Source organism: Brevundimonas sediminis, from assembly GCF_048799765.1.
Taxonomy (GTDB): domain Bacteria; phylum Pseudomonadota; class Alphaproteobacteria; order Caulobacterales; family Caulobacteraceae; genus Brevundimonas.
Window position 1 is genome coordinate 75,107 of sequence record NZ_JBLYQK010000011.1, and the last position, 13,956, is coordinate 89,062.

The following is a 13,956-nucleotide window of genomic DNA, read 5'->3' on the forward strand; positions in this document are numbered from 1 at the left end:
TCCGTAACCGCACAGGACTTGAATGCCCGGCGGCAGACCCGATCTGTCGGTCATGACCGCTTTCTCCGTGCTCGACCTGTCGCCCATCGTGGAGGGCGGCGACGCCCGCCGCGCCCTTCTGGAAACCGCCGAGCTGGCGAAGACGGCCGAACGGACCGGCTTCAACCGCTTCTGGCTGGCCGAGCACCACAACATGCCCGGCATCGCCAGCGCCGCGACGGCGGTGGCGCTGGGCTTCGTCGCCGGACAGACGCAGGCCATCCGCGTCGGCTCGGGCGGGATCATGCTGCCCAACCATGCGCCGCTGGTGGTGGCCGAGCAGTTCGGCACCTTGGCCGCCCTCTATCCGGACCGGATCGACCTGGGCCTGGGCCGCGCGCCCGGCACCGACGGCGAGACCGCCCGCGCCCTGCGCCGCTATTTCGACGCCGCCGACCAGTTCCCCCGCGATGTGCTGGAGCTGCAGCGCTTCCTTGACGATCCGGTCGAAGGCCAGCGGGTGACCGCGTGGCCGGGCGCGGGGTCGAAGGTGCCGGTCTGGCTGCTGGGCTCCAGCCTGTTCAGCGCCGAACTGGCCGCACACCTGGGCCTGCCCTTCGCCTTCGCCAGCCATTTCGCGCCCGAATTGCTGCTGCAGGCGCTGGAGACCTATCGCGCCGGTTTCCGCCCGTCGAAGCAGCTGGCCGAGCCGTACTCCATGGCCGCCATCAACGTCTTCGCCGCCGACAGCGATGCCGAGGCGAAGCGCCTGTCCACCTCGATGCAGCAGTCGTTCGCGGCGGTGGTGACCGGCAAGCCCGGCAAGCTGAAGCCGCCGGTGGACGACATCACCACCGTTCTGGACGCCCGCCAGATCGCGGCGGTCGAGAGCCGCCTGACCTACGCCGCCATCGGCGGGGTGGAGACGGTGCGTGCAAGGCTGGCCGATTTCATCGCCCTGACCGGGGTGAATGAGGTGATGGTCACCGGCATGATCCACGACCTCGACGCCCGGCTGCACAGCCTCGAGGTGACGGCGGAGGCGATCAGCGGGCTCTAGAGCCCGCCCAGAAACTCCAGCAGCCAACCGTTCACCGACTCGGGCCGTTCCTGCTGGATCCAGTGCCCCGCGCCCGGCACGACGACCTGTGAGCGCAGGTCGGGGACGAGGTCCTTCAGTCCCGCCTCATGCTGCCCGGAATAGTGCCGGACCGGATCGCGGTCGCCGACCATGAAGGCGCCCGGCACGCGCACCTGCGCATCCTGCAGGAAGGCGGTCAGCGACCAGTTCAGGTCGATGCAGCGGTACCAGTCCAGCGGGGCGCGGAAGCCGCCCGCCTCGAAGGCCGCGACGTACTCGTCGAAATGCGCCGGATTCATCCACGGCGGCAGGGGCGCGTCCTCGGGGACGGTGGAGATGAAATTCTCGCCCGGCTGGATGAAGCCGGTAGACTGCAGCTCCGGCGGGGTGGCGCCGTCATAGGCCCAGAAGCCCTTGCGCAGGCCAGCCGCCACATCGACCTCGAACACCTCATGCGCGTCAGGGGCCTGGAACTGGTTGATGTAGAGCTCGCCCAGCCCGGCCCGTTTCGAGATCGCCGCCATGGCCACGGTCGGCGGCCCCTTGGCCCGGCGCGGCTGCAGCGGCACCGACAGGCAGGCGACGGCGGTGAAGACGTCCGGCCGCATCAGGGCGCAGTGCCAGGCCACCGGCGCGCCCCAGTCATGGCCGACGACCGTGCAGGTCGAATGCCCCAGCGCCCGCACCAGATCGACCATGTCCCCGACCAGATGCAGGACCGAATAGGCCTCCTTCTGCTCAGGCTTGTCGGTCCCGCCATAGCCCCGCATGTCCGGCGCGACAGCGTGATAGCCGGCCCCGGCCAGGGCCTCGACCTGCGCCCGCCAGCTGATGCCCAGCTCGGGGAAGCCGTGGATGAACAGGACCAATGGGCCGGAGCCGGCCTCAAGGATCTGCTGGCGGAGGGTGTCGGTCTGGATGAGGCGGGTCTGCATGGACACCACGGGATCACCGGGCGCGACCGCGCGCAAGCCGTTCTAGAGCGTCACGCCCGTCGTGCGCATGATCTCGGCGCGAAGCTCCGGCAGGCCCTCGCCCTTCTCGGACGAGGTCAGGGCGACCGCGGGGAAGGCGGCGGGGCGTTTGGAGATGGCCTTCAGGGTCGCGGCCTGGACCTTCTCGCCCTCGCCCTTCTTCAGCTTGTCGGCCTTGGTCAGGACGATCTGGTAGCTGACGGCGGCCAGATCGAGGGCGTCCAGCGCCTCGGTGTCCACCGACTTCAGCCCGTGGCGGGCGTCGATCAGCAGATAGACCCGCTTCAGCGTCACCCGGCCGCGCAGGTAGTCGCGGCCCAGGTCCTGGAACTTCTTCACCGTCGACTTGGACGCCTTGGCCCAGCCGTAGCCGGGCAGGTCGACCAGACGCATCTTGCCGTCGAGGTCGAAGAAGTTGACCTCGCGCGTGCGGCCCGGCTCGTTCGAGGCGCGGGCCAGCTTGTGCATGCCGACCAGGCCATTGATCAGGCTGGACTTGCCCACGTTGGATCGGCCCGCGAAGGCGATCTCGGGCAGGTCCGGATCCGGCAGCTGCTCGATCTTGGCGCACCCCATGACGAAGGTGGCCTGACGCGCGAACAGAACGCGCGCCTGCTCCAGCTCGTCAGGGGTGAATTCGTCCGTCATCAGGCCTTCTTGAACCGGGCAAGGAAGGTATCGATCGGGTTCTCGGCCTTCAGGCGGTGCATGATGATGTACTGCTGGACGATGGTCAGCACGTTCGACCAGCCCCAGTAGAGCAGCAGGCCCGCCGGGAAGTTGACCATGATGAAGGTGAACACCACCGGCATGAACTGGAAGATGCGACGCTGGACGGGGTCCGGCGCGGGCGGGCTCATCGCCATCTGCAGCCACATGCTGGCGCCGTAGATGATGGCCAGAACGCTGAGGCCCAGGCTGAAGCCGCCGCCCATGTGGCTGACCAGGAAGTTGCCGATCAGCGGCGTGGTCGACGGATCCCAGGGGATCAGGCCGAACAGGTTCCAGATGGTGGTGTGGTCCGGCGCCGACAGGTCGCGCAGCCAGCCGAAGAAGGGCGCGTGACGCATCTCGATGGTCACCGAGAGCATCTTGTAGACCGCGTAGAAGACCGGGATCTGGAGCAGCAGCGGCAGACAGCCGGCCAGAGGATTGATCTTCTCCTTCTGGTACAGGGCCATCATCTCCTGCTGCTGCTTGGGCGCATCATCAGGGTGCTTCTTCTTGATCTCCTCCATCTTGGGCTGGAGGGTCCGCATCTTCGACATGCTCTCGTAGCTCTTGTTGGCCAGCGGGAACATGATGAGACGCACGGTCAGGGTCAGGGCCAGGATGGCCAGGCCGAAGTTGCCGATGACGCCGTAGAAGAACTCGATCACCAGGAAGATCGGGCGGGTCAGGAAGAACAGGAAGCCCCAGTCGATCGCATAGATGAAGCGCGGCAGGTTGAGCGTCTTCTCGTAGCCCGACAGGATCTCGTTGCGCTTGGCCCCCGCGAACAGGCGGCGGGTTTCGGTGATGTTGCTGTTGGCCGCGATGGTCCGCGGCGCGCCCTGGACGTTCACCTCGTGAACCTTCAGGCCGTTGACGTCACGGATGCGGTACTCGGCCTCGATCTTCTCCGCCTGGTCCGGAATCAGGGCCGCCATCCAGAACTTGTCGGTGATCGCCGCCCAGCCGCCGGTCGACTGGTAGGTCTGGACCGGCTTCTTGACCCAGTCCGCATATTTCAGCGGCTCGCTGGCGTAACGCTTGCCCTCGCCGCCGAAGACGCCCAGCGCGCCCTCGTGGACGATGTGGTTGCGGGCGACCTGCGGCACGCCCTGGCGCTCGACGCGCGAGGCCGGGGCCAGGACGATCGGCTGGCCGCTGAAGTTGGCGACCGTGTCGGTCACCGTGAACATGTACTGGTCGTCGACCGAGATGCGGCGCGTGAAGCGCAGGCCGGCGTTGTTGTCCCAGGTCAGGGTGACCGGGGTCGACGGCGTCAGGGTCGAGCCCTGCGTCAGGCGCCAGACGGTGTTCGGGCCGGGCACGCCGCCAGTCACGTTCTGACCGTTCCAGAAGAACAGCGCCTGATAGGCGTCGCGCATGCCCTGCGGGCGGAACAGCTCGACCGGCGGCGAGTCCTTGTCGAGGGTCTCGCGATAGCTGGTCAGGAACAGGTCATCGATACGGCCGCCGGTCAGCGACAGCGAGCCGGTCAGGTGCGGGGTGCGGATCGGCACGCGGGCCGAGGTCGCCAGCGCCTGCCGGCGGTCCTCGACGAACACCGTGCCGGGCGCCGAGCCCGGCGTCGCATCCGCCCGGGGCGCGTTGGCGGCGGCGCCCTGTTCGGCGACGGCCTCGGCGCGTCGCGCCTCCTCGGCCTTGCGCTGGGGACCGACGACGAAGACCGAATAGAGGGTCACCATGATCGCCGCGAGCACGAAGAAGATGATCGTGTTGCGGCTGTTGTTCTGAGGAGGCATGGAGATCAGGAATCCTGGCCGGCTGGCGCGGGCGTCGAGGGCGCGGGTTTGGGCGCCGACCGCGGGGTCGCCAGCCTTGTAAGCGCCGATTTCACATCGTCAAGCAAACGGTCCCAGTCGCGGTCGACCGTGCCCATGCGGGCGATGAAGACATAGTCGCTTCCGGCCACCCCGAACTGCGGCGCAAGGGCGCGGGCGGCCTCGCGCAGGCGGCGCTTGGCGCGGTTGCGCACCACGGCGCCGCCGACCTTGCGGGTGGCGGTGAAGCCGAGGCGGATCGAGGCGTCGCCGTCGGCGCGGTCCAGTCGCTGGACGACCACCGCGCCGCGGGCCTCTGAAACGCCTTTCGCGGCCGCCAGAAACTGGGGCCGCGACGTCAGGCGACAAATTTTGACGATATCGCCCATGCGCTCGCGCAGAGCGCTGACGACTCAGGCCGTCAGGCGCTTGCGGCCCTTGGCGCGGCGGCGCGCAACGATCTTCTGACCGTTCTTGGTGGCCATCCGCGAACGGAAGCCGTGACGGCGCTTGCGCACGAGTCGCGACGGCTGATAGGTCCGCTTCACGGTCGGGCTCCTTGGTAAGAGTAACTGGGACGCGCCGGAACACGTCCGCCGCAGGAAGGGCGGGCGTATAAGGGGACGATCCGACGGAGTCAACGCCGTAGCGCCCATCTGATCGCGCCTGTACGGAGAGAAAATGGCCCGCCTGAAGCGCTTCCTGCCCCTGATCGCCCTGGCGGCGATCATCGCCCTGATCTTCGGCATGGGCTGGAACCGCTATCTGTCGCTGGACACCATCCGCGATCACGGGGCGGAGTTCAGGGCCTTCACCGCCGAACATTATGTCGTCAGCCTGCTGATCCTGATGGCGGTCTTCGCCGTCCTGACGGCCAGCGTGGTGCCCGGCGTCTTCTTCGTGACCATTACGGCCGGCTATCTGTTCGGCCCCTGGGTCGGCGGGGTCGCCACCGCGATCGCGGCCACGATCGGCGCCCTGATGGTCTATGGCGTGGCCACCTCGGCCCTGGGCCGGAGTCTGCGCGAACGGGCCGAACGCAACCAGGGCCTGATGCAGAAGGTCTGCGTCGCCATCGACAAGGACACCTTCTGGTACGTGCTGGCCAGCCGGCTGGCGGTGGTGGTGCCCTTCCACATGATCAATATCGCCGCCGGGATGATGACGGTGCGGCTCGCCCCCTACACCATCGCCACCGTCATCGGCCTGCTGCCCGCCCACACCATCTACTGCTGGATCGGCGCCCGGCTGAACACCCTGCTGGCCGAGAACCCAGACCCCGACTTCCAGGCCCTGTTCGCCCAGTTCTGGGCGCCGATGACCGGCGTCTTCGTGCTGGCGGTCGTTCTTCCCTTCGCCCTGAAGGGCGTTCAGGCGGCTCTGGGCCGGAAGGCCGGGACGTGAGACAAGCAGCCCGGACGGCCAACCTTGCGTTAGGGGAAGAATGACGCCGCCGCGCGCCTTTCTGAGCGAAGTCCGCAAGGGGCTGCGCGTTCCCGCCGACTGGCGCGAACGCCTGCGGTTCCATGCGCCCGACGCCCTGTCCTGGCGCCTGCTCGGCCTGACCTTCCTGTTCGCCGCCTCGGTCGAGGTGCTGATCGTCGCCCCCAGCGCGGCGAATTTCCATGAGCGCTGGCTGCTGGACCGGCTGCAGTCGGCCGAACTGGCCTCGGTCGGCGTCGAGGCCCTGCCCTATTCCGCGGTCGAGGACGACACGGCGGAACAGCTTCTGGCCATCGGCGGCGTGCAGGCGGTCGTCGTCGGCGACCAGGGCGTGCGCCGGCTGCTGCTGCAGGCGCCGAACCTGCCCCGCACCCCGGACCTGATCGACCTGCGCCAGCGCCGCCCCCTGGCCCGGCTGTGGGACCCCTGGCAGACCCTGTTCGGACACCCCGACCGGTCCATCCGCGTCCAGGCCCGGCCACGCTACCGCTCCGGCGACTTCATCGAGATCCTGGCGCCCGCCCAGCCCCTGAAGGCCGAGCTGAAGACCTTCCTGCGCAACAGCCTGCTGACCTCCCTGTTCGTCTCTCTGGTGGCCGGGGGGCTGCTTTATGCGGGTCTGGCCTTCCTGGTGCTGCAGCCGCTGCGTCGGGTCACCCGGTCGATCGAACTGTTTGCGCGGGATCCGGAAGCCGAGGGCGACGCCCCCAGTCGGCGGCAGGATGAGATCGGCCGCGTGGAGCGCGAACTGGCCCGGATGCAGGAAGAGGTGCGCCAGTCCCTGCGCTCGCGCGCCCGGCTGGTGGCGCTGGGCGAAGCCGTGGCCAAGATCAATCATGACCTGCGCAACATGCTGACCTCGGCCCAGATGGCGTCGGAGCGGCTGGCCGATTCGCCCGATCCCGCCGTCGCCAAGGCCCTGCCCCGGCTGGAGCGGGCGCTGGGCCGGGCCGCCGCCCTGTCCCGCAATGTGCTGGAGTACGGCCGCAGTGAGGAGCCGCCGCCGCAGAAGGTGCGCGCCCCCCTGTCGTCGGCCCTCACCGTCGCCGCCGAGGACGCCGGCCTGTCGCCGGACGGGGTCCGGCTGGTCAAGGCCCTGCCCGCCCGCTTCAACGTCCACGCCGATCCGGACCAGTTGTACCGCATCCTGGTGAACCTGCTGCGGAACGCCCGTCAGGCCATCGAGAGCGACGCCACGCGGGCGGACAGGCGCGGGTCGGTTCGGGTCTCCGGCTCGACCGCCGACGGCGACTGCGTGATCCTGATCAGCGACGACGGCCCCGGCATTCCCCCGCGCGTGGCGGATCGCCTGTTCGAGGCCTTCGTCAGCGGCCGCGCCTCGGGCGGCACCGGGCTGGGCCTGACCATTTCGCGCGAACTGGCGGCCAACAACGGCGGAACCCTGACCCTGATCGACACCGGGCCGACAGGCACCACCTTCGAACTGCGGTTTCCGAACTGAGCCAAATCGCGCGGGCGGCGTTTAGGCTCGCGCAACGCCTGAAAACGGTCCAGCTTGAAGGCGACGTTTCTCTCGAGGAGACCTGACATGACCCGCCCCCTTCCGTCGCGCCTCGCCTTCGCCGGCCTCGCCGCCCTCACCCTGGCCGCCGCGCCGGCCATGGCGCAGCAGGTCCGGCCGGCCGGGACCCCGCCGGTCGCCGAGCCCGCCCCGACCGCCCCCGTCGCGCCGACGCCGGGCTCGGACGAATGGCTGCGGCTGCGCGGCGAGACCTATCACTCGGCGCCGGAGTCGGCGCAGGATCCCGCCGAGGTTTCGGCCACGGCCAAGCTGAACGAGGGCATCGCCGCCCGCAACGCCGCCGCCGAGGCGACCGAAGCCGCCGATCAGGCCCGCTTCGAAACGGAAAACCGTCGTTGGCGTGAAGACGCCGCCCGGGCCGACACCGCCCGCGTTCAGTGGGAGGCCGACGTCGCCGCCGCCGACGCGGCGCGCGCTCAGTGGGAACGGGACCGGGCCGCCCACGACGCGGAGGTCGCCGCCTGCCTCGCCGCCCGCACCTGTTCGGCGCCCAAGTAGACGCCAGACGCCTTCGGGGGACGCGGGATGCAGACGACGGGCCGGACAGGCGGAGGACTGACCCGACGCGGGCTCGGCCTGACGGCGGGCGCGACAGCCGCCCTGTCCGCCGTCGGCGCCCGGGCCGGGACCGACTCTATTGCCGTTCGCACCCGCTCCGGCCCCTTCCGGCTCCATCGTGACGGCGAGGCCCTGTCGGCGAAGGGCATCCGCTATGGCGAGGCAGAGCGCTTCCAGCCCCCGCGCCCGGCGCGCGGCGGCCCGTCGGCGACCGATCGCTTCGGCCCCGCCTCGCCCCAGCGTGGCGGTGAACCGGACCAGTCCGAGGACTGCCTGCGGCTGAACATCTGGACCCCGCCAAACCCGGGCAGCCGACGCCCCGTCATCGTCTACATCCACGGCGGCGCCTATTCGACCGGATCGGGCTCCAGCCCCCTGACCAACGGGGCGCGGCTGGCGGTGCGCGGCGACGCCGTGGTGATCACCGTGAACCACCGGCTGGGGCCGCTCGGCTACGCCCCCCTGGCCCGGCTCGCGCCCGGTTTCGAGGACAGCGGCAATCTGGGCCAGCTCGACCTGGTCCTCGCCCTGGAGTGGGTGCGCGACAACATCGCGGCCTTCGGCGGCGATCCGGCCTGCGTCACCCTCGTCGGCCAGTCGGGCGGCGGGGCCAAGATCGCCACCCTGATAGCCATGCCCGCCGCCGCGGGCCTGTTCCACCGCGCCGTGACCCTGAGCGGCCAGCAGGTCACCGCATCCGGCCCGCTCAACGCCACGCGACGCGGGCAGGTCTGGCTGGAGGCGCTGGGCCTGACGCCGGACCGGATCGACGAGGTCCGCACCCTGCCGGTGCAAAGGCTGATCGAGGCCTCGGGCGCCACCGATCCGATCCTCGGCGGCTCCCTCTATTTCGGCCCGGTGCTGGACGGCCGGAGCCTGCCGCGCCATCCGTTCTTCCCCGACGCCCCGGCGCAGTCGGCGGCGATCCCGATGATGATCGGCAACTGCCGCGAAGAGACCCTGGCCTTCCTCGGCGACGATCCGTCCACGGCCGGGCTGACCTGGGAGACCCTGCCGGCGAAGCTGACGCCGTCACAGATGCGCATCGACGTCGCGCCGGAGGAGGTGGTCGCCTGGTATCGCGCGGAGCATCCGGAGCTGACGCCCGACCAGGTGCTGATCCGCGCCACCACCGCCGCGCGGTCGTGGCGGGCGGCGGTGATCGAGGCCGAGGCCCGGGCGGCGCAGGGTTCGCCTGCCTTCGTCTATCAGCTCGACTTCCCCAGCCGCCGAACCAACGGACGGACGGGGGCCTACCACACCTCGGACATCCCCCTGATGCTGGACAATGTCATGGCCGAGGGCTCGGGCGCTTCAGGCCCCGACGGACAGGCGATGGCCGACCGGATGGCCGACGCCCTGATCGCCTTCGCCCGCACCGGCGACCCCAACCACCCCGGCCTGCCGCGCTGGACGCCCTATTCGCTGGCCCGCCGCGAGACCATGGTGCTGGACCGGGCGTCCCGCATGGAGAATGACCCGCGCGGCGATGAGCGGCGCTTCTTCGGTCGCATCCCGTATATCCAGCCGGGGACCTAGAAGGCCACCTCCGCCCGCCGCCGGTTGCTCTCGATCCCGGCCTCCAGCACCGCCATGACGGCCAGCGCCTGTTCCGGCGGGACGGGATTCCCGCCCCGGCCCGTGAGCGCCGCCGCGACCCCGGCGTAGTAGGCGGCATAGTCCCCGGACGGGCAGGCGACCTCGCTCCGGTCGCCGGTGGCGCCGTCGACCACGATGGCCGGACGGGGATCGACGCCCCAGCCGTCCGCGCCGACGCCCTGCCCGGCCTTCAGCTGGTCCTCCTGCACATCCAGCCCGCCCTTCAGCCACGACGCCTTGGTCCCGTGTACGGCGAAGCGGATGTCCGGCGCGGGCGTGGTCATGTCGGCGTGCAGGATCACTCGCCTGTCGGCATAGCGCAGGACCGCATGGGACCAATCCGTCGCCCGTCCGCCGTCACGCAGCACCGCCAGCTCGCAGGTGATCCCGAGCGGCATGCCGAACAGGACCAGCGCCTGATCGATCAGATGCGGTCCCAGATCATTCCAGATTCCGCCGCCCGGTCCGTCCCGCTCGCGCCAGCGGTCGCGCACCTCCGGTCGGAAGCGATCGAAATGGCTTTCAAGGGTGCGGATGTCGCCGAGCGCGCCCGAGGCGATCTGCGCCCGCAGTCCGAGGAAGTCGGCGTCCCAGCGGCGATTGTGGAACACCGACAGGAACAGACCCTTGTCCCGCGCCAGATCGGTCACCCCGCGCGCCTCCTCCAGCGACAGGGCGAAGGGCTTGTCGATGACCACCGCCTTGCCGGCCTCGAGCGCCGCACGCGCCTGCGGGGCATGCAGGGCGTTGGGCGTGGCCAGCACGACCAGATCGATCTCCGGATCGGCCAGCACGGCCTCCAGGTCGGCGACGGCCCGCGCCCCGGGCCAGGCGGCGCGGACGAGGTTCGGCTTGCCGGTGACGACGGTGTGCAGCCGCAGGTCCGGACAGGCGGCGATCAGGGGCGCGTGGAAGGTCTGTCCGGCATAGCCGAAGCCGACGAGGGCGACATTGGGCGTGGTCATGGCCCGCCTTCTAGCGCAATCGCGCGGCGACGGGGGTCACGTTCGGCGCCGGTCCCCGGCGGCTTGTCAGAGCATCGATATCAAAGCGATAAGGAAGGGCTCGCGTCGCCGAGGGGGACGACGCGGACATGGGGGAGTCTCATGCTGAACCGGACCATCTCGGGCGTGATCGCGCTCGCCGCCGTCTCTGGCCTGAACGCGTGCGAGAAGGGCCCCGAGATCGTGCCGGCCCAGTTCACCGCCCGCCCGTCAGCGTCCGACATCGCCGAGGTCTATCCGGCCTTCGCCCGCATGGCGCGCATCCCCGGCAAGGTGAAGATGCGCTGCGAATATTCGATATCGGGCACGCTGCAGCGCTGTCGCCAGATCGCGGTTGCGCCCGAGGGGCTGAATTTCGAGGCCGGAGTGCCGCGCCTGCTGTCGAAATACACGGTCGCGCCCCAGACCCTGGACGGCCGCCCGGCGCCCGCGCCCATCACCTTCGTGATCAGTTTCAACCCGCCGCCCGCGCCCGGGCCCTACACCGGCGAACCGGTCCGCGAGGCCGACGTGGCCGTGGTGCGCCGCAGCCTGTCCTATATGGGCGAGGCCGAGAACCGCGCGGCCCAGTACCGGGCCACCCGCAGCGTCGAACTGGACCGGATGACCACCGTGGGCAGGATCGTCGACAGCGCCTACGCCGCCGAAGGCGCCGCGCGACGGGCGGTCATGCCGCTGGCCGTGGTGCAGACCCTGCTGCCGGCGGATCGACGCGAGCTGTCGAAGCCCAGCGGGTATGTGATGTTCCCGACGCTGTACCAGCTCGAGGCCGAAAGCCCGGAGTTCTTCGCCGCCAACGAACGGCTGGCCTCGCACATGCGCAACGCCTACTGCGCCGCCTGGTCGTGCAGCACCGAACTGCCGGAAGCGGCGCCGGCGGGGACGTAGCGGAGGCTTACGCCTCCGCGTCTTCCTTGCGCTTCTTCATCAGGGCGTCGAACGAGCCCCAGACGCCGTCGGCGCCGTGCCACGCGCCCTTGGTCGCGGCCTTGGAGTATTCCGTGGCGCGGGCCTCGAAGAAGTTGGCGTGCTCGACTCCCGACAGCAGGGACTGCAGCCAGGGCAGCGGATTGTCCTTCACGCCGCCGTACAGCTCCGGCAGCTGCAGCTGGCGCAGGCGCCAGTCGGCGATGAAGCGGATGTAGGCCTTGATGTCCTCGGCGGTCATGCCGTTCACCGGGCCCATCTCGAAGGCCAGGTCGATGAACTTGTCTTCCATGTTCACGACCGTGCGGCAGCATTCGACGATGTCGTCCGCCACCGATTTGGTGACCGCGCCGGTTTCCTTGTTGAAGGCGTGGTACAGCTTGATGATCCCGTCGCAGTGCAGGCTCTCGTCCCGCACCGACCACGACACGATCTGGCCCATGCCCTTCATCTTGTTCTGGCGCGGGAAGTTCATCAGCATCGCGAACGAGGCGAACAGCTGCAGACCTTCGGCGAAGCCGCCGAACATGGCCAGGGTCCGGCAGATGTCGGCGTCCGTGTCCACGCCGAACTGGCCCATGTAGTCGTGCTTGTCGCGCAGGGCCTCGTATTCCATGAAGGCGCCGAACTCGGCCTCGGGCATGCCGATGGTCTCGAGCAGCAGGGCGTAGGCCGCGATGTGGATGGTCTCCATGTTGGCGAAGCTCGCCAGCATCATCTTGACCTCGGTCGGTTTGAACACCCGACCGTAGCGCTCCATGTAGTTGTCCTGCACCTCGATGTCCGCCTGGGTGAAGAAGCGGAAGATCTGGGTCAGAAGGTTGCGCTCGCCGTCGTTCAGATTGGCGGCCCAGTCCTTGACGTCCTCGCCCAGCGGCACCTCTTCCGGCATCCAGTGGACCTGCTGCTGCTTCTTCCACATGTCGAACGCCCACGGATAGCGGAACGGCTTGTAGGCGGTCGAAGGGGTCAGCAGGCCGGGCGTGATCAGACCAGTGGGCGAGACATGCGCGTTCATCGGGAGAGCTCTGACAGCGAATCCGTTGGGAGAAGTGATTTTCACCATGCGGGCGAGCGACCCCGGCGCCAAGCCGAATTGCGGCTATTTAGCGATCACATTTTCAGCAGACGCTAGATGTAGTAGGCGGGCCATACAGGTCTGGGGATGAAGCAGGGGATGGTCCCGAGGCGGACTTGTGCCGTGCGTCCAAGGACTTGGGTGCGGAGCCCCCTGCGGCGGCGTAGGTTCAGCCCCGAGGAGGACAGCGCATGACCTACACCGTCTACGGCGCCGCCGGCTCGGGCTCGGTCCCGGTCGAGGCGGCCCTGACCCTGATCGGCGCGCCCTATGAGGTGATCGAGGCCGTCACCTGGGAGGGCGACAGCGAGCGCGACAAGGTCGCCCCGGTCAATCCGATGCGTCAGGTCCCGGCCCTGGTCACGCCCGGCGGCGAGACCATCACCGAAAGCGCCGCCATCCTGCTCTGGCTCACGGAACAGCATCCCGAAGCCGCCCTCGCGCCGCGGCCGGGCGACCCGCGCCGGGCGCAGTTCCTGCGCTGGATGAGTTTCATTCCCGCCTCCATCTATTCGATGTTCTGGGTTCGCGATGTGCCGTCGCGGCTGGGCGGCGACGATCCGGCGGCGCAGGCGCGGATCGAGGCGCTGACGCTGGACCGGATCGCCGACTGCTGGGGCATGATGGACAGGCAGATCACGCCGGGTCGCTGGCTGCTGGGCGACACGCTGACGGTGCTGGACCTCTATGTCGCCGTGGTCAGCCGCTGGCGGCCCCGTCGGGACCGGTTCCACGAGGTCGCGCCGGGGATGACGCCCGTGGTGAAACGGGTCGACGCCCTGCCGGAGTTGCAGGCGTTCTGGGCCGAGCGCTTCCCGTTCGGGGACTGATCAGGCCGCGCGACCGACCCGGGCCGGCGGCAGTTCGCCCGACAGGGCCCGGCTGACCGCGTCATACAGCCCCCCCTGGCTGACCGGCTTGGCCATATGGGCGTTCATGCCGGCGTTGAGGCAGCGACAGACGTCCTCGGGCATGGCGTCGGCGGTCATGGCCACGATGGCCAGATCATCCCCCTGCGGCAGGCCGCGGATGCGCCGCGTGGCCTCCAGCCCGTCCATCCGGGGCATCCGCACATCCATCAGGACCAGATCGAAGACGCCGTCCCGCACCGCCTCGACCGCCTCGGCGCCGTCGCAGGCCTCGGCCACCTCGCAACCGAGGGCCTCCAGCATGATGCGCGCCACCTCGCGATTGACGGGATGGTCATCGACGACCAGCACCAGCGGCGCCGCATGGTCCGCCCCCTCGGCCGGCGCGGCGGCCGGCGCCGGCGCCGACGGC

Annotated in this window: 15 protein-coding genes; 7 read left to right on the forward strand and 8 right to left on the reverse strand. The window is 69.6% G+C overall.

Translation table 11 applies throughout. The features are described from left to right. Positions 1–52 precede the first annotated feature (52 nt). Positions 53–1,039, forward strand: a complete 987-nt coding sequence (locus ACLQ7T_RS08600; protein WP_420479050.1) for an LLM class flavin-dependent oxidoreductase — start codon at positions 53–55, stop codon at positions 1,037–1,039. On the opposite strand, the gene ACLQ7T_RS08605 is transcribed toward ACLQ7T_RS08600, so the two are convergent. Genes ACLQ7T_RS08605 through rpmH form a run of 5 tightly spaced genes read right to left on the reverse strand, consistent with a single transcriptional unit; the run spans position 1,036 to position 5,071 of the window. Continuing rightward, a complete protein-coding gene (locus ACLQ7T_RS08605) occupies positions 1,036–1,995 on the reverse strand; it encodes an alpha/beta fold hydrolase (protein ID WP_420479051.1) in 960 nt (319 codons plus the stop codon). The genes ACLQ7T_RS08600 and ACLQ7T_RS08605 overlap by 4 nt on opposite strands. A 42-nt stretch (positions 1,996–2,037) precedes the next feature. Beyond that, positions 2,038–2,682: a ribosome biogenesis GTP-binding protein YihA/YsxC gene (yihA, locus tag ACLQ7T_RS08610; RefSeq protein WP_420479052.1), complete on the reverse strand. Its 645-nt coding sequence runs from the start codon at positions 2,680–2,682 to the stop codon at positions 2,038–2,040. Next, positions 2,682–4,505 (reverse strand): membrane protein insertase YidC, encoded by a 1,824-nt coding sequence (yidC, locus tag ACLQ7T_RS08615; protein ID WP_420479053.1) that lies wholly within the window; start codon positions 4,503–4,505, stop codon positions 2,682–2,684. Before yidC ends, yihA begins: the two co-directional genes overlap by 1 nt. A 5-nt stretch (positions 4,506–4,510) precedes the next feature. Continuing rightward, positions 4,511–4,912, reverse strand: a complete 402-nt coding sequence (gene rnpA / locus ACLQ7T_RS08620; RefSeq protein ID WP_420471183.1) for a ribonuclease P protein component — start codon at positions 4,910–4,912, stop codon at positions 4,511–4,513. A 24-nt stretch (positions 4,913–4,936) separates the two neighbouring features. Next, positions 4,937–5,071 carry a 50S ribosomal protein L34 gene (rpmH, locus tag ACLQ7T_RS08625; RefSeq protein ID WP_003164000.1) on the reverse strand — a complete coding sequence of 45 codons (135 nt, stop codon included), beginning with the start codon at positions 5,069–5,071 and terminating at the stop codon, positions 4,937–4,939. Positions 5,072–5,204: 133 nt separating this feature from the next. Here rpmH and ACLQ7T_RS08630 point away from each other — a divergent pair, with 133 nt between their 5' ends. From ACLQ7T_RS08630 to ACLQ7T_RS08645, 4 genes are all read left to right on the forward strand, one after another. Then, positions 5,205–5,927 (forward strand): TVP38/TMEM64 family protein, encoded by a 723-nt coding sequence (locus ACLQ7T_RS08630; RefSeq protein WP_420479054.1) that lies wholly within the window; start codon positions 5,205–5,207, stop codon positions 5,925–5,927. A gap of 40 nt (positions 5,928–5,967) precedes the next feature. Next, on the forward strand, positions 5,968–7,428 hold the full coding sequence (locus tag ACLQ7T_RS08635) for a sensor histidine kinase (protein WP_420479055.1): 1,461 nt from the start codon (positions 5,968–5,970) through the stop codon (positions 7,426–7,428). 87 nt (positions 7,429–7,515) lie between these two features. Next, entirely contained in the window at positions 7,516–8,007 is a 492-nt protein-coding gene (locus ACLQ7T_RS08640) for a cell wall hydrolase (protein ID WP_420479056.1), read from the forward strand. A gap of 27 nt (positions 8,008–8,034) precedes the next feature. Then, a complete protein-coding gene (locus ACLQ7T_RS08645; RefSeq protein ID WP_420479057.1) occupies positions 8,035–9,606 on the forward strand; it encodes a carboxylesterase/lipase family protein in 1,572 nt (523 codons plus the stop codon). Here ACLQ7T_RS08645 and ACLQ7T_RS08650 read toward each other — a convergent pair. Then, on the reverse strand, positions 9,603–10,631 hold the full coding sequence (locus tag ACLQ7T_RS08650; protein ID WP_420479058.1) for an oxidoreductase: 1,029 nt from the start codon (positions 10,629–10,631) through the stop codon (positions 9,603–9,605). The genes ACLQ7T_RS08645 and ACLQ7T_RS08650 overlap by 4 nt on opposite strands. A gap of 141 nt (positions 10,632–10,772) precedes the next feature. On the opposite strand from ACLQ7T_RS08650, the gene ACLQ7T_RS08655 reads away from it, so the two are divergent. Further along, a complete protein-coding gene (locus tag ACLQ7T_RS08655) occupies positions 10,773–11,558 on the forward strand; it encodes an energy transducer TonB (protein WP_420479059.1) in 786 nt (261 codons plus the stop codon). A gap of 7 nt (positions 11,559–11,565) precedes the next feature. Here ACLQ7T_RS08655 and ACLQ7T_RS08660 read toward each other — a convergent pair whose 3' ends face one another. After that, complete coding sequence (locus tag ACLQ7T_RS08660; RefSeq protein ID WP_420479060.1) at positions 11,566–12,615, reverse strand: ribonucleotide-diphosphate reductase subunit beta; 1,050 nt, start codon at positions 12,613–12,615, stop codon at positions 11,566–11,568. A 251-nt stretch (positions 12,616–12,866) separates the two neighbouring features. Between ACLQ7T_RS08660 and ACLQ7T_RS08665 the strand changes: the two genes are divergently transcribed. Then, positions 12,867–13,505 (forward strand): glutathione S-transferase family protein, encoded by a 639-nt coding sequence (locus ACLQ7T_RS08665; protein WP_420479061.1) that lies wholly within the window; start codon positions 12,867–12,869, stop codon positions 13,503–13,505. On the opposite strand, the gene ACLQ7T_RS08670 is transcribed toward ACLQ7T_RS08665, so the two are convergent. Further along, positions 13,506–13,956, reverse strand: a 451-nt coding sequence (locus ACLQ7T_RS08670; protein WP_420479062.1) for a response regulator, incomplete at its 5' end; no start/stop codon positions are given.